Origin of the sequence: Mycobacterium sp. ACS1612, from assembly GCF_001667505.1 — a bacterium.
Classification (GTDB): domain Bacteria; phylum Actinomycetota; class Actinomycetes; order Mycobacteriales; family Mycobacteriaceae; genus Mycobacterium.
In genome coordinates, this window is record NZ_LZHZ01000075.1 from 1 (window position 1) to 20,117 (window position 20,117).

Genomic DNA, 20,117 nt, shown 5'->3' on the forward strand with positions numbered 1-20,117 from the left:
GACAACCCACGGATGCGCCTTCACATACACAACAACCTCCAACTAAATGGCTGTTGCAATCACCCCCGGAAACCGCCGCCAAATTTGTGCAGTTTTAGGTCTGCTCGCGCAACAGAGCCCTCAACTTGGGCACGTCGGCCTTGCCCGTCGTGCCACGTGGCACGTCGTCGTCAGACGACAGCAGCAGCCACACGGTGGGAACCTTGAAGGCGCTGAGCCGTTTACGCGCCTCGATGCGCAGCTGTTCGACGCCGCGTTCGGTTACCACGACCGCGCCGACGGCCCCGGACACCTCGGTGACGTAGGCGTTCTGCACGCCATCGAGGCCGCGCAGCGCCTGTTCGACCTCGCTGGGGTAGACGCTGGCGCCATTGACCTTGAACATGTCGTCGGAGCGGCCGTGGTAGAACAGGAACCCGTCTTCGTCGAGATGGCCGAGATCACCAGTGGGGTAGTAGCCGTCCGCGGTGAACACCTCCTCGCGACCGCGACGGCAGATCCCCCGCAGCATGTGCGGCCCCCGAAGCTGGATCATGCCGATCGTCCCCGCGGCGACCGGTTCGCCCGTACCGGAGTCGACAATCCGCACCTGCATGCCGTCGAACGGTTTGCCACAGCTTCCCCACGCCGACCGCGGCATGTCGGTGTCAGCGGGGTATCCGCAGTACGGTCCGAACGATTCGGTCATCCCGAACAGCTTCGCACGCGCACCGGGTGCCGCGCGGTGCTCCGTCGGCAACAGCGCCTCGAGGCTGCCCGGCCGAAGCGCCGATAGATCCGCACCGACGGAAGCGGACGTGCGCGCCAGCGCCTCGGCCTGATCGGGCCAGCCGCGAAACAGCGTGACGTGTTCGCGTGCCAGCAGTTTCAACGTGGTCTCCGGCTGCGGGGTCTGCTCGGTGACCAGCGTCGCGCCGGCCAGCAGCGCCGACAGCACGCCGCTGCCGAAACCACCCACCCAGAAGAACGGCATCGGCAGGTACAGCCGGGTATCCGCGTCGATACAGCGCGCGGCCAGACCGGATTGCACCGCGGCCAGCGCGTTGCCATGCGAGTGGATGACGCCCTTCGGCGGCCCGCTGCTGCCGGAGGTGAAGATGACGACCAATGTGTCGCTGGGGGTGACGGCGGCAGTCATCGCATCGATGCTTCCTTCGGAGTTCGTCAACTGCTCCGGAGTCCAAACTGCTTGCAGTGCAGGAAGTTCTGGCGTGTCCACGACGCCGGCGATGTCGTCGAGATAGCGGTGGCCGCGGAACTCTTCGACCGTGATCAGCAGCTGCACCGACGCGGTCCGCAGTTGCGCCGCCAGTTCCGGCGGCCGCAGCAGCGTGCTCAGCGGCACCAGTACGGCGCCGACGCGTGTCAGCGCCACCGCGATCTGCACCCATCGCACGCCGTTGGGCATGACCAGCCCGACGCGGGTGCCCTTGCCGACGCCCGCGTCGAGGAATCCGGCGGCCATCGCACGCGTGGACTGGTCCAGTTCGGCATAGCTGAGCCGCGACTCGGTATCGATGACCATCGCCTTGTCACCCAATTGCTCGGCCCGAAGCCTCAGCAGCCGGTCGATGGTGTCAGGCATCGAAGAGCTTCTGCAGTGCGGCGAGGTCGACCTTGCCGCTGGACAGCACGGGGATCGTCGAGCGCGGCACCGCGACAAAGAGTTTCGGGATTTTGTAGGCCGACAGCTCGGTCTTCAGCCGGTCGCGCACCGCTGCTTCGTCGAACTCGCCGTCGTCGTCCAGCGCGACCACGGCTGCAACGACCTGGCCGCGCTCTGGATCCGGCAGGCTCACCACGTGGGTGACGGTTCCGCCCGTCACCTTGGCGATCGCACGTTCGACTTCGGCCGGCGCGACATTGGCTCCTGCTGTCTTGATCATCGACCCGCGCCTGCCGAGGAAGTAGACGAAGCCGTCGGCGTCGGTGCGCACCAGGTCCCCGGTGTGGAACCAGCCGTCTTCGTCGAAACACTCTTCACGGCTGCGTTTGTAGTACCGCTGCATCACATACGGTCCGCGGATGCACAATTCGCCGTCGGCGATCTTGATGTCGAAGCCCGGTGCGGGCTTGCCGAACGACCCGCGCCGGTGCTCGGGCTGGTCGGATTCGTCGGCGCTTATCGTGATGACGCTGCCGGCTTCGGTCATACCCAGCATGGTGTGGCGCAATGCGGAATCGGCGGGGCGCACCTCGGGCGCCATGATCGGATACAAGTTGCCGCGCCGGATCGACGACAGGTCACGGCCGGGCAGGCTGGGGTGATGGGCCAGGTGGGCGATTCCTGCGACGAAACCGTTCGTCATCGTCGGTTTTTCGGTTTCGAGCAGGTTCAGCGTGCGCACCGGGTCGACGGCATTGGAGCACAGCAGTGTGGAGCCTGCCAGTAGGGTGGCCAGCACCGCGAACGCGATGCCGCCGATCCAGAAGAACGGGGAGTTGCAGAACAGCTTGTCGTTCGCGGTCAAACCGCGGATCTCGTTGAGCACCCGCTGATGGTCGAGAAGGGAGAAGTGCGTGTGCACCACGCCTTTGGGCATGCTCGTCGAACCCGACGTGTACACGATCGCCAGCAGATCCGACTCCTCGACATCGCGCTCCAGCGCTTCCAACCGCCAGGCATCCGGCGAGTCGTCCGGTTCAGTGTCGATCAGCACATGCCGCAACAGCGGGGCGGCGTCCTTGGCCGCAGCGAGGCGGCCACGGTAGTCATGTCCGCGAAACGATGCTGCGGCAAGCAGGATTTCGGTGTCGCTGTGCGCCAATTGCACCGCGAGTTCGGGCGCGGTGGCAAACGTCGAGAACGGGATGACGACGGCGCCGATACGGGCGGCCGCCAGCATCGCGATGATCCAGTCGGCGCCGTTGGGGTACAGGACGCCGATGTGGGTGCCCTTGCCAGCGCCAAGGCCGATCAAGCCGCGGGCCAGCTGCGCTGAGCGGCGTTCGGCGTCGGCGTAGCTGAGGCGTTCGTCGTCGCACACCAGCAGCTCGTGCTCGCCGCGGGCGCGGGCCTGATGCTCCAGGACGGCACCGACGGTCATTGAGTCAGGTGGCATGTTCGACGCGCTGGGTGAAGAAGGCACGGACCGCACTGAGGTCTGCCTTGCCGGACGGTGTTCGGGGGATCTGCTCGACGAGCGCGATATCGCTGGGAACCTCGTAGCGTGTCAGCCGTTTCCGCAGGAACTCGATCAGCGCGGCGACCTCGACCGGTGTGTGCAGCTCCACCAATGCCACAGGCGTCTCACCGAGACGGTCGTCCGGCCTGCCGACGACGGCTGCGCCTCGTACCGCGGGATGGCTCTCCAGCGCGGTGCGCACATCGTCGGGCATCACCTTGAAACCGCCGCGGATGATCGCTTGATCGGCGCGGCCGAAGATCCACAGGAAGCCGTCGTCATCGATGCGGGCCATGTCTGTGGTCCTCATCCATTGCGCTGACGGCCCCAGCTGCCCCGGTTTGACCTCCAGCAGGCCGAGCCTTCCAGGTGGTAGCGGGACGCCGTCGTCGTCGACCACCCGCAGCTGTGCGCCAAGGCTGGCCCTGCCCACGCTGCCGCGCTTGTCCTGCCAATGCCTCTGGTAGTCGGCCAGTGTCCAGCCCGCCACCCCGCCGCCGAATTCCGTTGCGGCGTAGGAAGTGAGCACGGGAATGCCGAACTTGGCTGTGAATGCATCGGCGTCGTCGGCCGAGAGCGGCGCGGTGCCCGAGGTGACCGCCCGAATGCTCGCCAGGTCGTCGCGAGTCAAAGCGGAGTGCAGCACGGCGCGCAGCGCGGCGGGCACCAGCGACACCGCACGCGGCCGATGCCGCCGCACCGCATCGGCCCACTCGTCCAGCTCGAACCGGTCGAGCAGCGCGAACGCCCTTGCCTCGCAAACACACTGCAGCACCCGAAATACGCCGCCGATGTGCACCAGCGGGGCGCTGACGATCGCCACGCCGCGCCGCACCTCGGTGGGCGTCGGCGCCGTGATCACGCTGTGGGCCAACATGTCGTATGTCAGGTCGATGCGCTTGGGCGGACCGGTCGTGCCACTGGTCAGCATCCGCACCGCGACGCCGGTGCCCTCGGCCGCGACGGTGGGCACATGCGGTGCCTCATCGAGACCCGACAGCGGAAGACGAGCAGGCCCGTCGGGAACCAGCGACGTGACGTCTTCGGGTGCTCCGATCACGACCGGCAGGTTCAGCGCGGCGATCTCGGCGCGGGTCCGGTCGTCGCCCCTGGACGGATTGATGGTGACGACCGTGCCGCCGCCGAGCAGAACGCCGAGGAATGCGGCCACTTGCGCGGGATCGTTGCGCAGTAGCATCCCGACTTCGGCTGCGCCGACGGCCGATATCCGATTCGCAAGCTCGCCGATCTGGCGCCAGGTGGACCACCTACTGTGGTACTCGACGGCCGCCGCATCGGGTTGCAGCGCCAACACGTCGGCGATCCGCCTGCGCAGTGCATGCATCAGCGGACCCTCGGGGTGCCGGTTGGGCTCTCGCCTCGGGCAGCCAATTCGGCTTGCCCGAGCGGGTTTCCGAGCCGGGTGTAGATCAGGTTCTGCTCGAGTGCCACCCGGTACGGCTTGTCCAGGGACTCCCAGATCGCCTTCACCGTGCCCTGCGTCGCCGACGGAGGTTTGGCGGCGATCGCGACGGCGATCTCGTGTGCGCGTGCCCATAGCCGCTCACGGGGGACGACTTCGGACACCAGCCCCATCCGCAGCGCGGTGTCGGCGAGGACGCGTTCGTCGTTGCCCATCAACGCAATGCGCAGTGATTCGCCAAGGCCGACCCGGCGCATCAACCCGATCGGTTCCAGGGCGCACACCAGTCCGGCGCTCACGTGCGAGTCGAAGAACGTCGCGTCGTCGGCGCAGATCACGACGTCGGACTCGTTGACGAAATAGAACGCCCCCGCTGTGCACATACCGTGCACGGCGCACACGACCGGCTTCCACATCTTCTGCCACTTCGGGCTCAGCGCTTCCCCCGGATCCTCGTGGTTCCAGACGTTGTCGGGCTGACCGTAGGACGCCTTGATGTCCAGGCCTGCGCTGAAGGCCCGGTCGCCGGCGGCGCGGAGCACGACGGCGTGCACCCGGTCGTCGAGCTTGACCACCCGCCAGGCCTCGGCCATTTCCTCGCACATGGTCCTGTTGAACGCATTCAGCGAGGTCGGTCTGTTCAGCGTGATCGTCGCGACGTGAGCGGTGGCATCCACGTCGAGCAGGATCGTCTCGAAGGCTGTCATCGGCACTGCCAGTTCGGCGGTCGCTTCTCCATGAACGCCTTCGGTCCTTCGAGGGCGTCCTCGGTGCGGACCACCCGCTCGCGGAAAGTTTCGGCGAGTATTTCCGCCTCGTGCAGTGGAAGGTCGAGTGTCTTGTGGATGGCCAGTCGCGTCCCGCGCACCGCCAGCGGTGCGTTGGAGTTCACGATGTCGGCGATCTCGTGCGCGCGTTCCAGCAGCCTGTCGTGTTGCACGACCTCACTGATCATGCCCAGTTCGTAGGCGCGTTGGCCGGTCATCCGTTCGTGCTTGCCCATCAGCGCCATGCGGAGGGCGATGTTGCGGGGCAGCACACGGGCCAGCCGCACCATCTCGCGGCCGGCCACCAACCCGATGCTGACGTGCGGATCGAAGAAGGTCGCCTTATCGGACGCGATGGCGATGTCACCGGTGGTGATCCAGTCCAGCCCCGCGCCGCAACACAATCCGTTCACCGCGGTCAGCACCGGCTTGGCCATCCGCCGGAACGGCGGCGTGCCTTCCTGCGGCGCCTCCCACTGGTCGTAGGACGACAGATAGGGGCGCTCGTAGATCACCCGGCCGTCCTCTGGAATCTCGCCGACGTCGGCGCCGGTGCAGAATGCGCGCCCGGTGCCGGTGACGATCAGAGTCCAGATGTTGTCGTCGTGTTCGGCTTCGTCGTAGGCCGCGCGTAGTTCGGTGATCATCGCCGGACTCAGCGCGTTGAGCGCGTCCGGCCGGTTGAGCGTGACGGTCGCCTTGTGTCCGTCGACGTCGTATTTGATGTATTTCATGGTCACCTTCCACCGAACTCCGGTGCGCGCTTGTCACGAAACGCCGCCAGGCCCTCCCTGAAATCCGCGGTGCGACAGGATAACTCCAGATTGAAGAGTTCTTGCGTCATGGCTTGGGGCAGGGTCGCATGCTGCGCATAGTTGACGGCCTGTTTGGCGAGTCCGATCGCGACGGTCGGGCCTGCCGCCAATCGGGCGAGCAGTTCTTCGGCGACCTCATCGACGTCGGACGCACACCGGTGAATCAGACCCCAGGCCGCGGCGTCACGCCCGCTGACCTGCTCGCCGAGCAGCAGCATCTCCTTGGCTCGCGCAATCCCGATCAATCGGGGCAACAGCCAGGTCGCACCCGAATCGGGGGAGAACCCGCGCCCGATGAACGGTTCCCAAAACACGGCGTCGTCGGCGGCCACGGTGAAGTCCGCGGCCAGCGCCAGGTTGCAGCCGAGGCCGACGGCCCAGCCCCGCACACTGCACACCACCGGCAGCTGGATCGTGTGCACCAGTTCGATGACACGGTTGGCGGTGTGTGGGATCCGCCGCACCAGATCGCCTGTGCGAGGCCGCTGCCCGGTGCTGTTGGTGGCGACCCAGTCCGAACCCGCGCAGAAGTCGTCGCCCGCGCCGCGGATGTGGATGGCCCGCAGTGAATCGTCGGTGGCGGCGTCGCGCAGAGTGCCGGCCAGCGAGTCGGTCATCGCACGGTCGAGCGCATTGCGTCGAGACGGGCGGTCGAGCGTCAGCCGCAGGACATCGCCGTCCCGGGTCGCTGTCACTGTGCCGTCGTCGGTCACCGTGAAATCCCACCAATCCGGAGCTATACGGTTAGGTCTACAGTATTGCTATCCTGTACAAGTTAGCAAGGAAAGGGCGAATGGCGGAAGACGTCCCCGAGTACGGCGAGCGCCCGCTGCCGCAGACGGTGGCTGCGGCGGGTGCCATGCGGCGTCTGGCCGGGCTGCTGCTGTCACTCGAACACGGGCATCCCGCCGTGGACGCCATGATCGCCCAGTTCGCCGACTGGGAGCAGCAGTTGAGCCCCGCGGCGGCGCCCGATCCGATGCCGCGGATAGGGGACGGCGGGTACGACAAGCGCGTCTACCTGGACCACGCTTTCGACATCGGGGCATACAACCCCTGCTTCCCCGAGTACACGTTCGACCATCTCGACGACGAATCCGCCTCTGGCAGCGTCACTTTCCCACTCGTCTACGAGGGGCCGCCCGGTTTGGTCAACGGTGGTTTCCTCGCGGTGTTCTTCGACTGCATCACCCAGCATCAAAGTTGCGCGGCGCAGCGCACCGGCAAGACGCGGTCACTGTCCGTGGACTACCGCCGACCGACGCCCATCCTGACCGAACTGCGTTTCGACATCGAGCGGTTGGAAGAGCAGAACGAAGTGACCTCGATGGCGCGACTGCTGTTGGGCGACGAGGTGTTGTGCATCGGCGAAACCAGGACGGTGGCCAATTCACCGCAGAAGCTGACAGGCTTCCGGTTCGGTAGACGGCGGGTCAAGGGCTAGTGGTCGTGCAGCGCATCCGCCAACCGCGCGTCGCCGAGATCGTGGCCGCACGGCTGCGGGAAGACATCTTGTCAGGCCGCCTCAAAGAAGGCGACGTGCTGCCGTCGCAGGAAAGCCTGTTCTCGGAGTTCGGCGTCAGCCCGCCCGCGCTGCGGGAGGCCATCCACATCCTCGAGAGCGACGGGCTGATCTCAGTGCGCCGAGGTAACGTCGGAGGGGCGGTGGTGCATCAGCCCTCCGCCGAACGAACCGCGCACATGATCAGCATGGTGTTGCAATCGCGGTCGTCGACGCCTGCGGACGTCAGCGGCGCGTTGTTGCAACTCGAGCCGATCTGCGCAGGCATGTGCGCGGCGCGCGGGGACCGTGCGACGGAGGTGTTGCCCTACCTGGAAGCTGAAATCCGCCTGCAGGAAGAGCAATTCGACGACCTGACAAAGTACGTGCCCAATGCCAGGCGATTCCATGAGGCGATCGTTTCGCGGTGCGGCAACGAGCCCATGATTCTGCTGATCGGATCGTTGGAGTTGATCTGGTCCGCGCATGAGTCCTCGGTGTGGAGCGACGAAACCGACCCACTGAACCGCAAGACCATGCGCGCAGCACTGCGCGACCATCAGCGATTGGTCGATGCCATCGCCGACGGCGACGAGGCCCGCGCGGTCCGCTTCGCCCAGGGGCATCTGGCCGCCGCCCGGCGCAACACGTTGGCCGTTGGAAGCGACAAGACCATTGAGGCGAGATTGATTTCGAACGGCAACCATCAGGAGCTTGGCAGATGACCGACGAACGTGTGCTTTTCGACGTGGATACCGACCAGCGGATCGCCACGGTCACACTCAACAATCCGAAGCAGCGCAACTCGTATGACGCGGCGATGCGTGACGCGCTCGCGCGCTGCCTCGATCGGGTCGCCGAGGACGACGACATCACGGTGGTCTTGCTGCGCGGTGCGGAGGGCGTGTTCAGCACTGGCGCAGATATGAACAACGCGTACGCCTGGTACGGCGACAAGGACGCGCCGGAGGCCAAGCGGCGGCCGAGCCAACGGAGGAGGCTCGCTGTCGATCGCAAGTCGTTCAGCTTCTACCACAACCTCATGGGGTTTCCGAAGGTCACGGTCGGGGAGGTCAGCGGCTACGCGCTCGGCGGCGGCTTCGAGATGGCGCTGATGACCGACATCTCGGTGATCGGGCGCGACACCAAGATCGGTATGCCTGCGACGCGCTTCCTCGGCCCTGCGCTCGGTAGCCTGCACCTGTTCTTCCATCGACTCGGCCCGGTGCTGGCGCGGCGCCTGCTGCTGACCGGGGACATCATCGAGGCCGGTTCCGTCGAGCACCTCGGGGTGTTCACCGAGACGTGCGAACCCGCGTTGGTTCCCGCCAGGGCGAGGTACTGGGCGGAGAAGGCGGCGAAGATGCCCGCCGACGGCGTGGTCATCGCGAAGGAAGCCTTTCGGCTCGTCGAGCAGAACCAGGCCTATCAGGGCGAGGAAGTCGCCAGCTACCTGTTCCACGCATTGGGGACGAATCTGCAGTTCGCGCCGGGGGAGTTCAACTTCGTCAAGGCGCGGGCCGAACACGGAATACGCGAGGCGTTTCGGCTGCGCGACGAGCACTTCAACGTGCCCGAGCCCTGAGTGGCGCCGGTCACCTACCGGCGGCTATACAATATCTGCTACTTTTGTAACGTCGATAACGCCCGAACCCCGAGGTTGAGAACATGTCCAAGCCTGTCATCGTCGGTGCCGTCAGGACGGCGATCGGCCGTTCGTTCAAGGGGACGCTGGTCAACACCCCGCCGGAGGCACTGATCACCACTGTGCTTCCCGAGGTGGTTCGCCGGTCGGGCGTCGACCCGAAAGACTTCGACGACATCATCTTCGCCGAATCTCATTACGGCGGCGGCGATCTCGCCCGCTACGCGGCCGACGCCACCGGCATGCAGGACGTCCCGGGCCAGTCGGTGAACCGGCACTGCGCGGGCAGCCTGACCGCGATCGGCAATGCCGCGGCGCAGATCGGGTCCGGGATGGAGCGCGCCCTGATCGCAGGCGGGGTGCAGTCGCTGTCGATGACGCCGCTGGTGAACTGGCGGATCCCCGGCCCCGAACTTAAGTTCGAGGAGCGCTGGATGCCGCCCACTCACGTCGAGACGCCCGATGCGCCATGCAAGGACATGTCGATCACTGTCGGGTGGAACACCGCACAAGCCGTCGGCATCACCCGCGAAGAGATGGACGCCTGGGCGGCCCGCTCCCATCAACGCGCCATCGCGGCGATCGATGCCGGCAAGTTCGTCGACGAGATCATTCCGCTGAAGGTGCAGCAGTTCGACGGATCGGTGGTGGAGTTCAGTGTCGACGAGCATCCGCGCCGCGACACTACCGTGGAGAAGTTGGCGGGCCTCAAGCCGCTGCACCCGGAGATCGGAGGGTTCTCGATCACCGCGGGCAACAGCAGCGGAACCAACGACGCGGCGGCCGCCGTCGCCCTGGTGGACAACGACTACGCCGACGCCAACAAGCTGACCAAGATGGCGACCGTAAAGGCATGGGCCGCAGCGGGTGTGCCGCCTCGCGACTGCGGACTGGGCGCGGTGAAGGTGATCGGCAAGGTGCTGGACCGTGCCGGACTGAAGCCGTCCGACGTGGCGCTGTGGGAGATCAACGAGGCGTTCGCATCCGTGCCGATCGCCGCCTGCCGCGAGTACGGCATCGACGAGGAACTGGTCAACTTCTCCGGAAGTGGTTGCAGCCTCGGCCATCCCATCGCCGCTTCGGGCGCGCGGATGGTCACCACGCTGGTCTACGAGTTGCAGCGACGCGGTGGCGGCGTCGGGGTCGCGGCGATGTGCGCAGGCGGCGGCCAGGGCGGCGCGGTCGTCGTCGAAGTCTAGTTAGGAACTCGCTGGCAAGAAACTGTATCGAAGCGCGACGGCGCGACGTTGTCTCCGTGGGGCCATTCGAAACACGGAGGTAATAAATGCGTAGTCGCACCGCACGCGATGCGATTGCTCTTGGCAGTGCTGCGCTTGTTGCGCTGATGACGTCTGCTTGCAGTCAGGGTGCAGCGCAACAGGCACCGCCCAATTTAAAAATCGTCGGCGTGACTCAGATCGATGCGAACGGTGCGTCGGTCACGGCGAGTAGCGGCGATGCGCCCGCGGATCCCGCCGGGGACGGCAAGGCAGTGTGCCAGCCGGTCACGATCGCGACGGCAGGCGCCTTCACCGGGGCCGACGCCGCGTTGGGCGCCAACATGAAGGACGGGGTGCAACTGGCCGTCGACCGTCACAACGCGGCCAATCCGGGCTGCCAGGTGCAGCTGAAGGTGTTCGACACCGAGGACGATCCGCAGAAGGCAACCGAAGTCGCGCCGCAGATCATCGACGACCCATCGATCGTCGGGCTGGTCGGTCCGCAGTTCTCGGGCGAGACGAAAGCGACCGGGAGCATCTTCGCTCAGGCGGGTCTGGTGGCCGTCACGCCGGCGGCCACCAATGTCACGCTGTCACAGAACGGTTGGAAGACCTTCTTCAGGGGCCTGGCAAACGACGGCGTGCAGGGGCCGTCGATCGCGAACTATCTCAAGAACACGGTCGGTGCGAAGAAGGTGTGTGTGATCGACGACAGCACCGATTACGGACTCGGGATCGCGCAGGCGGTCACTCAGACGCTCGGGCCGATCGCAGCCTCGGACTGCAAAATCGAGGTGAAGAAGGGCGACAAGGACTTCTCGGCGGCGGTCACCCAGCTCAAGTCGGCTGCGCCCGACGCGGTCTTCTACGGCGGGTACTACACCGAAATGGCTCAACTGGTCCAGCAGGCGCGCGATGGAGGCGTGAAGGCGACGTTCGCCGGGGGCGACGGCAGCAAGGATCAGCAGTTGGTGAAGCTGGCCGGAGAATCGTCCAAAGACGTCATACTGTCGTGCCCTTGCGCGCCTGCGAGTGGTCCGTTTGCCGATGACTACACGCGCGAGTTCAGTCAGGAGCCCGGTACCTACAGCACCGAGGCCTACGACCTCGGCACGATTCTCGTGAAAGGCATTGATTCAGGCGCGATTACCCGCCAGGCCCTGCTGAACTATGTGCGCGACTACAACGGCCAGGGCGTCGCGCGCAGGTACCAGTGGACGCCGACTGGTGAGCTGACGACGAGCCTCGTTTGGATCTACAAGGTGCAGTAGTGGCGCTAGGAGCGGGAAGAAGCCTTGGCTCGCGTGCGCGCGGCCTTGGCGGGCTTCTTCCCGCCCTCGTCGATGAGCCGGCTGGCGTGGTCGAGGATGCATTCGAGACCGAACTCGAAGTTCTTGTCGTCGGCCGCGCCGATGTGGTGGCCCTTCGCGGTCACCCGAGCCAGCAGTGGCGCGCTGTCGGGGTCGATGGTCATCGTGTCCTCGAGATCGCGCGGCCCTTCCGCGTCGGCCGCGCGGTTCTTGTCCCGGAGTCGCTGCAGCACCACTGATCCGCGTACGTGCACGGACACCGCCGAATACGTGTCGAACGCATCCTCGGCCGACAGGCCTGCCTCCACCAGGCTGGCGATCGCCTTCTCGACCTCTTGCACACCGAGTTTCGCGGCGCGCGGCGAAAGCGCCGACCGGATGAGGATCAGGTCACACAGAATCGGGTTGCCCTGGAACGTCTTTCGCATGGTGCGCGCATGATTGCGCAGCGTCTCGCGCCAGTCTTTGGCCTCGACGTAGGGGGTGGCGAAAACGTACTGCCGTAGCGCGCGGTCGGTCATCGCGTTGAGCAGATCGTCCTTCTTGCGGAAGTACCAGTAGATGCTCGTGACGCCGACGCCCAGGTGCTTGCCGAGAAGCGGCATGCTCAAGTTGTCGATGCCGACCTTTTCGGCGAGGTCGAAGGCGCCCTTGATGATGTCGTCGGGATTGATGGACCCGCGCTCGCGTCGCTGACGCTTCTCAGCGGTTGCTTGCTTGGCCACGAGGGCACCTCCATCAAGTGCTTGGTCACTGAAATCTACCGGCAGCCACGTTCTGAACTGCGTCTTTGCCTGCGTGTCGCCGCTCGGCCGTTATCGACAACCTTACCGGTCGATGGCACCTTCACATTCTCACTCTTCTACTGTAAGACCTATAGTAAGCATTTCTAGCGAATCGGTTCAGAGGTAGGAATGGACCTGGGGCTCAAGGACGCCGCCGCGGTCGTCGTCGGAGGTGGCCGCGGAATGGGGTTTGCCGCCGCGCGCTGCCTTGCCGAAGACGGCGCGCGGGTTGCCATCGTCGGCCGGACCAAAGAGGTGCTGGACCGGGCCGCAACGGAATTGACCGCCTGTGGAAGTCCCGATGCCCTTGCTTTGGTGGCTGACACCGGCGACGCCGGCCAGGTCCAGCGGGTGTTCGACGAGGTGACTGCGCGCTGGGGCGGAGAACTCAATGCGCTGATCAACGCGGTCGGGCCAGGCGCCGTCGGCACCTTTGACGACCTCACTGACGAACAGTGGCGGCAGGCGTTCGACGACGGCGTGATGGGCATGGTGCGCTGCGTGCGTTCGGCTTTGCCGCTGCTGCGCAAGGCGAAATGGGCTCGTATCGTCAACTTCTCCGCGCATTCGACGCAACGGCAGACTGTCATCCTGCCCGCCTATACGGCCGCAAAGGCTGCTGTCACAAGCATTTCCAAGAATCTCTCGCTTTCGCTGGCCAAAGACGAGATCATGGTCAACGTCGTATTGCCGGGCAGCATCGCGTCCGAGGCGTTGCGCGGATGGGCGGCGTCGGTCGGCGTCGACGGTGATGATCCGTACGCGTTGATGGCCGCGATCGACAAGCACTTCGGACATCCCGCGCACCTGCCCCGGGCCGGACAGCCTGAGGAGATCGGGCCCGTCGTCGCGTTCCTCGCATCCAAACGCAACTCGTACATGACCGGCGCCAACATCAATGTCGACGGCGGTAGCGACTTCACCTGAGGAGTGAGATATGGCGACTGCCAAGGAAGCTCGCGACTGGGCGCATGCGACACTGCGCGGAATCGGCAACAGCCTCTACACGCCGTTCTGCGGTGTGGACGGCGACGACATCGACTGGAACGCGTACCGAACCCTCGTGCGCTACTGCGTCGGCGAGCTTCACCACCCGATGCTGTGGTGCACCAGCGGCATTGCCGAGTTCTGGTCGCTCACATTGGACGAACGAAAGCGTCTGCTGGAGGTCGCAATCGAGGAGGGCCGGGCCGCCGATCCCGACGTCGTCGTGCAGGCCTGCACCGCCGCGATGTCGGCCAAGGACTGTTTGGAGTTGACCCTACATGCGCAGGATGCGGGTGCCGACATCGTCTACATCCAGACGCCGATGATGGAGGCCCACGGCGGCGAGGGCGTGCTGAAATTCTTCCGCTACGTTGCCGACCGCACCGATATCGCTCTGGGCACGTTCAACTCTCCGTCATCGGGATATGTGCTGACCCCGGCCGAAGGCGCGCGAATCTACGACGAAATTCCCGCCGTCTGCGCCACCAAGGAGGGCGCGTTCCGGCCCGCCGGTAGCCGGCTGCTGCACGAACTCGCGCCCAACCTGGTGATCTGGGAGTGCGATACGACGGTGTATCGCGCCGGCTGGCTGCGCGCCGGAATCGTCGGCCCGGCGCAGCTGGGCACGGCAGGCTATCTGTACGAAACGCCCCGTCAGCCAATTCTTTCCGAGTACTGGCAGTTGGTATGGAACGACAAATTGGTAGAGGCGATGGACTACGGCCAGAAGTCCGGGCTCGATCAGTTCGGTGTCGACATGCGGTCCTGGTTCACCTGCTATCCGGGCCGACCCGACTACTTCACGCACTGGGGCGGCGCATTCAAATACGCCGCGTCGCTGCTGGGGCTGCCGATTGGTGACTACGCGCATTCCAGACCGCCGCAAGCGGAAGTGCCCGACGATGGAAAGGCGCAGATCCGAACCGCGTATCAGCGCTACGGTCTGATCGCCTGACCGGTCGCTGAAAGGGTTACCGATAGATGTACAGTATGGGGATACGGCCAGCTCAGCCGTTTCGGAGGAGGTTCGCCGGGTGAGCCTGCCCGACCCGGTCTTGTACGAGCTTCGCGACGCAGGTGTCGCGGTGCTCACGCTCAATCGGCCCGAGCGGATGAACGGCTGGGGCGGTGGCCTCGCTGCGACGTTCTACGAGCGTCTCGACGATGCCGATGCCGACCCGGCGGTGCGCGCCATCGTGGTAACGGGCAGCGGTCGCGCCTTCTGTGCGGGCGCGGACATGGGCAGTCTCAACTCGATCGGCAATGCGACGGTTTCCGCCGGCGAGACCGATGTCAGCAAGTTGGTCGGCTCGCGGCACCCGCACCACCTGATGACCATGCGGAAGCCCGTCGTCGCCGCGATCAACGGTGCCTGTGCGGGGATGGGCATGACGATCGCCTTGGCCTGCGATGTCCGGTTCGCTGCCGAGGGGGCCAAGTTCACGACGTCGTTCGCGCGGCGCGGGTTGATCGCCGAGTACGGCATCTCGTGGATTCTGCCGCAGATCATCGGCCGGGGCGCCGCGCTGGACCTGCTGCTGAGCGGACGGGTCTTCCTCGCCGACGAAGCGGCCCAACTCGGCGTCGTCAACGCAGTGGTGCCGCCGGATGAGCTGCTGGCGAGCGCGATCGCGTACGCCAAGGACATCGCCGCGAACTGTGCGCCCAGTTCGCTAGCGGTGATCAAGCAACAGGTGTACGCAGACACCATGCGCGATGTCTTCGAGGCCAGCGACCGCGCCGAGAAGCTGATGCACGAGTCGATGCGTCGGCCTGACTTCATCGAGGGCATCACCAGCTTCTTCGAGAAGCGTCAGCCCAACTTCCCGCCGTTGAAGGAGATGACATGACGCTCGACTACAAGGCGATCGACGTCGACAACCACTACTACGAGACGTTGGATTCCTGTACCCGGCATCTGCCCAAGGAGTTCAAACGCCGAGGCGTGCAGATGGTTCGGGACGGCAAGCGCACCTGGGCGTTGATGGGCGAGCGGGTCAACCACTTCATCCCGAATCCGACCTTCGACCCGATCATCGAACCGGGCTGTCTCGACTTGTTGTTCCGCGGCGAGATCCCCGAAGGCGTCGACCCCGCGTCGTTGATGAAGGTCGACCGGTTGGCGGATCACCCCGAGTACCAGAACCGCGATGCGCGCGTGAAGATCCTCGACAAGCAGAATCTCGAAACCGTGTTCATGCTGCCGACGTTCGCGTGCGGTGTCGAGGAAGCGCTCAAGAATGACATCGAGGCAACGATGGCCACGGTGCACGCGTTCAACCTCTGGCTCGACGAGGACTGGGGTTTCGACCGTCCGGACCACCGGATCATCTCCGCGCCGATCATCTCGCTCGCCGACCCCGACAAGGCCGTCGAAGAGGTCGAGTTCGTGCTCGCGCGGGGCGCGAGGATGGTGCTGGTGCGTCCAGCCCCGGTACCCGGCGTGGTCACGCCGCGTTCGTTGGGCGACCCGCTGCACGATCCGGTGTGGGCACGGCTTGCCGAGGCGGGCGTTCCGGTCGGATTCCATCTGTCCGACAGTGGCTATCTGGCGATCGCGGCGCTGTGGGGCGGCAAGTCGACCTTCGAAGGGTTCGGTAAGAAGGATCCGCTCGACCAGGTCCTGCTCGACGACCGCGCCATCCACGACACCATGGCCTCGATGGTCGTGCATCAGGTGTTCAGCAGGCACCCGAAACTGAAGGTCGCCAGCATCGAGAACGGGTCCTACTTCGTCTACCGGTTGATCAAGCGGCTGAAGAAGGCCGCCAACACCGCGCCGTACCACTTCAAGGAGGACCCGGTCGAGCAGTTGCGTAACAACGTCTGGATCGCCCCGTATTACGAGGACGACGTGAAGTTGTTGGCTGACACCATCGGCGTCGACAAGATTCTGTTCGGTTCGGACTGGCCGCACGGTGAAGGGTTAGCCGATCCGATGTCCTTCACCGCGGACATCCCGCAGTTCCCGGAATTCAGCGCGGACGACACTCGGAAGGTGATGCGCGACAACGCCCTAGAGCTTCTCGGCGTCAAGGTCTCGGTATAGAGCGCAGATGAGCGAGTGGACCATTGGCGCGGTACTGGACGCCATCGCGGAGACGGTTCCCGACCGGTTGATGACGGTCTGCGGCCAGCGTCGCAGCACGTTCGGCGAGTCGGCGGACCGCACCCGCCGGTGGGCCAACTTCCTTGCCGCGCAAGGATTTGGCGCCCACCGCGAGCGCTCGGAACTCGAGAACTGGGAATGCGGGCAGGACCGGGTAGCGCTCATCATGCACAACGATCTCTATCCCGACGTGGTGATCGGTTGCCTGAAGGCCCGCACCGTCCCTGCCAACGTCAACTACAACTACACGCCGCGCGAGGTCGCCGAACTACTGGACTATCTGCGTCCGCGCGCCGTCATCTATCACCGCGGACTGGGTCCCAGGTTCGCGGACGTTTTTCCGTCAGCCCCCGCGGACCTCTTGATATCTGTGGACGACGGCAGCGACTTGGCGGAATTGCCAGGGTCGATCACACTGGAAGATGCGCTGGCGCAAGGCGATGCGGATCAGGACATCACACCCTCGCCCGACGACGTGCTGATGGTGTGCACGGGTGGCACCACCGGACGACCCAAAGGCGTCATGTGGCGGCAGTGCGACAGCTACGTGGTATCCATGAACGGCGCCGACCACGAATCCGCCGGCGAGATACACGACAAGGTGCGCCACGGCGGGCAGCCGTGGTTCGCGGTTTCGCCGCTGATGCACGCGGCGGGTATGTGGACGGCGTTCGCGGCATTGCTGAACGGGCTACCGGTGGTGGTGTACGACCAGACGAAGTTCGACCCGCCCGCCGTGCTCGCGACCGCGCAGCGCGAGAAGGTCGGGATGATGACGATGGTCGGCGACGCGTACGCAGGGCCGCTCGTGGAGGAGCTGAGGCGGGGTTCTTACGACCTGGCGTCGATGTTCGCCATCGGCACCGGGGGAGCGGCGACCAGTCCGAAATACCAACGGGCGCTGCTGGAATTGCTGCCGCAGATCACCCTGATCAACGGCTACGGATCGTCAGAGACGGGAAACGTGGGCTTCGGCCGCAGTCAGCGCGGTGCGGAGAAGGACACCTTCGAGCTGCGGGACGGCGCGCTGGTGGTGTCCGAGGACTACAGCCGATTCCTGCAGCCCGGGGACGCGGAAATTGGCTATGTCGCGCGTGCCGGTCGCATCCCGCTCGGCTATTTCGACGACCGGGCCGCGACCGAGAAGACGTTCCCGGTCGTGGAAGGACAGCGCGTCGTGATCTCAGGGGACCGCGGAGCGCTGACGGCCGACGGCACGATGCGCTTGTTCGGCCGCGACTCGTTGATCGTCAACACCGGCGGGGAGAAGGTGTTCGTCGAGGAGGTCGAAGAGGTGCTGCGCGCACATCCCGTTGTGGCGGACGCGCTGGTCGTTGGCAGGCCCAGCGAGCGGTGGGGCCAAGAAGTGGTCGCGTTGGTGGCGCTGCGCGACGAGGCCGACCACGCGCTGCTGCATGAACATTGCGCCGCGCACCTCGCCCGGTTCAAAACCCCCAAAGAGTTCATCATCGTCGACCAGGTCCGTCGGCTCGGCAACGGCAAAGCCGACTACCGGTGGGCGAAAAGCACTGCGGCACAGAAAGTGCTGGCATGACGCAGCGAGCCATCGACTGCCTTGTCAACGTGCATTTCGGTGAGACCGAGAAGCAGCCGACCTGGATGCTGAAGGTGCGCGACGACTACTTCAAGGGCCCGGAGTCGATGTTCGCGCCCGTCGACATGGCCGAACTCCTCGACGAGATGGATGAACAGGGTGTCGAGAAGGCTGTCCTGATGGACAACCTCGCCAAACCGTCGGTGACCGCGCGCAAGTTCGTCGAGGCGAAGCCGGACCGGTTCGCGTTGGCGATGGGCGGTGTCAACCTGCTGCGGCCGATACCGGCGCTTCGGGAACTCGCCGCGGTCGCCACCGATCTACCGGTCGTCTACGCCGTTGTCGGGCCGAGCTTCTGGGCCGACGGGCAATATCCGCCCAGCGACGCGGTGTACTACCCGCTCTACACCAAGTGCGCCGAGATCGAACTGCCGTTGTGCGTCAACACCGGTATCCCGGGACCGCCGATCCCCGGCGAGGTGCAGAACCCGATCCACCTGGACCGGGTGTGCGTGCGGTTCCCCGAACTCAAGTTGTGCATGATTCACGGGGCAGATCCGTGGTGGGACATCGCGATCCGCCTGCTGATCAAGTACCAGAATCTGCGGTTGATGACGTCGGCGTGGTCGCCGAAGCGGCTACCGGAAAGCCTGTTGCACCACATGCGGACCCGCGGTGCCGACAAGGTGATCTACGCATCGGACTGGCCGGTGCTCAAGATGCGTCGCGTCGTGCCCGAGGCGGTTGCGTTGGATCTGCCAGCCGAGGTGCTCGACAACTATCTGTACCGCAACGCGGACGAATTCTTCTTCGGTCGGACAAGGGAGCAGTGATGGATCGCTACGAACTGCGCAGAATCGACTACAGCCTCACGCGCGACCATGAGGCGCTGCAGGCGGCGTACAAGGATTTCTTCAAGACGCACTGCTCGATCGAAACCGTCCGCGCCGCAGAGGAGTCAGGATTCGACAAGAACCTGTGGGAACGCCTGTGCGCCATGGGCGCGACCACGATGGCGCTGCCGGAGGCCGTCGGCGGGGACGGGGCGACAATGGTCGACCTGACACTGGTGGCCGAGGAGATCGGCCGCTCGCTGGCACCGGTGCCGTGGATCGACCACGTGTGCGCGGCCCGGCTGCTGGCACGCCTGGGCGCACCGGAAGCCGACGTCGTCCACGGCAAGCAACTGGCGGCGTTCGACCCGCAGCACGACAACCTGTCCGGGGTGCGGTTGCTTCCCACCGGTTCGATCGCCGACCACATCGTTGTGCGCGACGGCGAAGAGATCGTCCGACTGACCTTCGTGACCCGGCCGGCCAAGGTCGACAACATCGGCTGCTTGCCGATGGCGTGGATCGACCCCGCCGCCGCCGACACCCGGACCGTGCTGGCCGGCGGCACCGATGCGTTGGCGCAATATCAACGCGCGCTGGACGAATGGCGGGTGCTCACCGCCGCAGCGCTGGTGGGTCTGGTCGAGGAGACGCTGAGCATCGCGGCCGAGTTCGCCAAGACGCGCTACACGCTGGGCGTTCCGATCTCGACGCTGCAGGGCATCTCGCACCCGCTGGCCAACATCGCGATCACCGTGCAGGGCGGGCGGAACCTCGCTCGCCGGGCGGCGTGGTTTTTGGACAACGAACCTGACGAGCGGCCCGAACTCGCACCGTCGGCGTTCGTGTTCATGGCAGAGGAAGCATCGAAGGCCGCGACGATGTGTGTGCACGTCCAGGGTGGTCTCGGCGTGTCGGCGGAGGCGGCGGCGACGGCGTATCTGGTGCGTGCACGCGGATGGTCGTTGGCGGGTGGCGATCCGGGCGCCAGCGCGAAGTACATCGCGCAGATCGTCTCCGCTCGGGAAAGCAGGTAAGGGGC

The 20,117-nt window shown here is 65.5% G+C and carries 19 protein-coding genes; 12 read left to right on the plus strand and 7 right to left on the minus strand.

Features of this window, described 5'->3' with window-relative positions; all coding sequences use genetic code 11:
- Positions 1-94: 94 nt before the first annotated feature.
- Genes A5724_RS31990 through A5724_RS32015 form a run of 6 tightly spaced genes read right to left on the minus strand, consistent with a single transcriptional unit; the run spans position 95 to position 6,843 of the window.
- The gene (locus A5724_RS31990) at positions 95-1,585 is read right to left on the minus strand and encodes a class I adenylate-forming enzyme family protein (protein WP_067812062.1); all 1,491 of its coding nucleotides are present in this window, start codon (positions 1,583-1,585) and stop codon (positions 95-97) included.
- The gene (locus tag A5724_RS31995) at positions 1,578-3,062 is read right to left on the minus strand and encodes a class I adenylate-forming enzyme family protein (protein ID WP_067812063.1); all 1,485 of its coding nucleotides are present in this window, start codon (positions 3,060-3,062) and stop codon (positions 1,578-1,580) included. Before A5724_RS31995 ends, A5724_RS31990 begins: the two co-directional genes overlap by 8 nt.
- Positions 3,052-4,470, minus strand: coding sequence for a class I adenylate-forming enzyme family protein (locus A5724_RS32000; RefSeq protein WP_067812065.1), 1,419 nt, complete (start codon positions 4,468-4,470; stop codon positions 3,052-3,054). The genes A5724_RS31995 and A5724_RS32000 overlap by 11 nt, the downstream gene beginning before the upstream one ends.
- A complete protein-coding gene (locus A5724_RS32005; RefSeq protein WP_369830692.1) occupies positions 4,470-5,261 on the minus strand; it encodes an enoyl-CoA hydratase/isomerase family protein in 792 nt (263 codons plus the stop codon). The genes A5724_RS32000 and A5724_RS32005 overlap by 1 nt, the downstream gene beginning before the upstream one ends.
- Positions 5,252-6,049, minus strand: coding sequence for an enoyl-CoA hydratase/isomerase family protein (locus A5724_RS32010; protein WP_067812067.1), 798 nt, complete (start codon positions 6,047-6,049; stop codon positions 5,252-5,254). The genes A5724_RS32005 and A5724_RS32010 overlap by 10 nt, the downstream gene beginning before the upstream one ends.
- Before the next feature lie 2 nt (positions 6,050-6,051).
- Entirely contained in the window at positions 6,052-6,843 is a 792-nt protein-coding gene (locus tag A5724_RS32015; protein ID WP_082965391.1) for an enoyl-CoA hydratase/isomerase family protein, read from the minus strand.
- Positions 6,844-6,923: 80 nt separating this feature from the next.
- Between A5724_RS32015 and A5724_RS32020 the strand changes: the two genes are divergently transcribed.
- The 5 genes from A5724_RS32020 (at position 6,924) to A5724_RS32040 (ending at position 11,767) form a co-directional block, all read left to right on the plus strand.
- Entirely contained in the window at positions 6,924-7,574 is a 651-nt protein-coding gene (locus A5724_RS32020; protein ID WP_067812071.1) for a hypothetical protein, read from the plus strand.
- Positions 7,574-8,356, plus strand: a complete 783-nt coding sequence (locus tag A5724_RS32025; RefSeq protein WP_067812073.1) for a FadR/GntR family transcriptional regulator — start codon at positions 7,574-7,576, stop codon at positions 8,354-8,356. The genes A5724_RS32020 and A5724_RS32025 overlap by 1 nt, the downstream gene beginning before the upstream one ends.
- Positions 8,353-9,216, plus strand: a complete 864-nt coding sequence (locus A5724_RS32030) for an enoyl-CoA hydratase/isomerase family protein (protein ID WP_067812077.1) — start codon at positions 8,353-8,355, stop codon at positions 9,214-9,216. The genes A5724_RS32025 and A5724_RS32030 overlap by 4 nt, the downstream gene beginning before the upstream one ends.
- Before the next feature lie 83 nt (positions 9,217-9,299).
- Positions 9,300-10,475 (plus strand): thiolase family protein, encoded by a 1,176-nt coding sequence (locus tag A5724_RS32035; RefSeq protein WP_067812079.1) that lies wholly within the window; start codon positions 9,300-9,302, stop codon positions 10,473-10,475.
- A gap of 86 nt (positions 10,476-10,561) precedes the next feature.
- Positions 10,562-11,767, plus strand: coding sequence for a branched-chain amino acid ABC transporter substrate-binding protein (locus A5724_RS32040; protein WP_067812080.1), 1,206 nt, complete (start codon positions 10,562-10,564; stop codon positions 11,765-11,767).
- Between the two features lie 5 nt (positions 11,768-11,772).
- Here the strand turns inward: A5724_RS32040 and A5724_RS32045 are convergent, their stop codons facing one another.
- Entirely contained in the window at positions 11,773-12,531 is a 759-nt protein-coding gene (locus tag A5724_RS32045; RefSeq protein ID WP_067812081.1) for a TetR/AcrR family transcriptional regulator, read from the minus strand.
- A gap of 189 nt (positions 12,532-12,720) precedes the next feature.
- On the opposite strand from A5724_RS32045, the gene A5724_RS32050 reads away from it, so the two are divergent.
- The 7 genes from A5724_RS32050 to A5724_RS32080 all read left to right on the plus strand — a co-directional run bounded on the left by A5724_RS32050 (position 12,721) and on the right by A5724_RS32080 (position 20,112).
- Entirely contained in the window at positions 12,721-13,518 is a 798-nt protein-coding gene (locus A5724_RS32050; RefSeq protein WP_067812082.1) for an SDR family NAD(P)-dependent oxidoreductase, read from the plus strand.
- Between the two features lie 10 nt (positions 13,519-13,528).
- Positions 13,529-14,533: a dihydrodipicolinate synthase family protein gene (locus tag A5724_RS32055; RefSeq protein ID WP_067812084.1), complete on the plus strand. Its 1,005-nt coding sequence runs from the start codon at positions 13,529-13,531 to the stop codon at positions 14,531-14,533.
- Between the two features lie 79 nt (positions 14,534-14,612).
- The gene (locus A5724_RS32060) at positions 14,613-15,428 is read left to right on the plus strand and encodes an enoyl-CoA hydratase (protein WP_067812086.1); all 816 of its coding nucleotides are present in this window, start codon (positions 14,613-14,615) and stop codon (positions 15,426-15,428) included.
- The gene (locus A5724_RS32065; protein WP_067812090.1) at positions 15,425-16,627 is read left to right on the plus strand and encodes an amidohydrolase family protein; all 1,203 of its coding nucleotides are present in this window, start codon (positions 15,425-15,427) and stop codon (positions 16,625-16,627) included. Before A5724_RS32060 ends, A5724_RS32065 begins: the two co-directional genes overlap by 4 nt.
- Positions 16,628-16,634: 7 nt before the next feature.
- On the plus strand, positions 16,635-18,242 hold the full coding sequence (locus A5724_RS32070; RefSeq protein WP_067812092.1) for an acyl-CoA synthetase: 1,608 nt from the start codon (positions 16,635-16,637) through the stop codon (positions 18,240-18,242).
- Positions 18,239-19,075, plus strand: coding sequence for an amidohydrolase family protein (locus A5724_RS32075; RefSeq protein ID WP_067812094.1), 837 nt, complete (start codon positions 18,239-18,241; stop codon positions 19,073-19,075). The genes A5724_RS32070 and A5724_RS32075 overlap by 4 nt, the downstream gene beginning before the upstream one ends.
- Positions 19,075-20,112: an acyl-CoA dehydrogenase family protein gene (locus A5724_RS32080; protein WP_067812096.1), complete on the plus strand. Its 1,038-nt coding sequence runs from the start codon at positions 19,075-19,077 to the stop codon at positions 20,110-20,112. The genes A5724_RS32075 and A5724_RS32080 overlap by 1 nt, the downstream gene beginning before the upstream one ends.
- Positions 20,113-20,117: the final 5 nt, after the last annotated feature.

Coding starts and splice junctions, on each gene's coding strand:
- A5724_RS31990 (WP_067812062.1), bottom strand. CDS start 1,585: ATGCCTGACACCATCGACCGGCTGCTGAGGCTTCGGGCCGAGCAATTG.
- A5724_RS32030 (WP_067812077.1), top strand. CDS start 8,353: ATGACCGACGAACGTGTGCTTTTCGACGTGGATACCGACCAGCGGATC.
- A5724_RS32050 (WP_067812082.1), top strand. CDS start 12,721: ATGGACCTGGGGCTCAAGGACGCCGCCGCGGTCGTCGTCGGAGGTGGC.
- A5724_RS31995 (WP_067812063.1), bottom strand. CDS start 3,062: ATGCCACCTGACTCAATGACCGTCGGTGCCGTCCTGGAGCATCAGGCC.
- A5724_RS32055 (WP_067812084.1), top strand. CDS start 13,529: ATGGCGACTGCCAAGGAAGCTCGCGACTGGGCGCATGCGACACTGCGC.
- A5724_RS32010 (WP_067812067.1), bottom strand. CDS start 6,049: ATGAAATACATCAAATACGACGTCGACGGACACAAGGCGACCGTCACG.
- A5724_RS32080 (WP_067812096.1), top strand. CDS start 19,075: ATGGATCGCTACGAACTGCGCAGAATCGACTACAGCCTCACGCGCGAC.
- A5724_RS32020 (WP_067812071.1), top strand. CDS start 6,924: ATGGCGGAAGACGTCCCCGAGTACGGCGAGCGCCCGCTGCCGCAGACG.
- A5724_RS32075 (WP_067812094.1), top strand. CDS start 18,239: ATGACGCAGCGAGCCATCGACTGCCTTGTCAACGTGCATTTCGGTGAG.
- A5724_RS32065 (WP_067812090.1), top strand. CDS start 15,425: ATGACGCTCGACTACAAGGCGATCGACGTCGACAACCACTACTACGAG.
- A5724_RS32070 (WP_067812092.1), top strand. CDS start 16,635: ATGAGCGAGTGGACCATTGGCGCGGTACTGGACGCCATCGCGGAGACG.
- A5724_RS32040 (WP_067812080.1), top strand. CDS start 10,562: ATGCGTAGTCGCACCGCACGCGATGCGATTGCTCTTGGCAGTGCTGCG.
- A5724_RS32035 (WP_067812079.1), top strand. CDS start 9,300: ATGTCCAAGCCTGTCATCGTCGGTGCCGTCAGGACGGCGATCGGCCGT.
- A5724_RS32000 (WP_067812065.1), bottom strand. CDS start 4,470: ATGCATGCACTGCGCAGGCGGATCGCCGACGTGTTGGCGCTGCAACCC.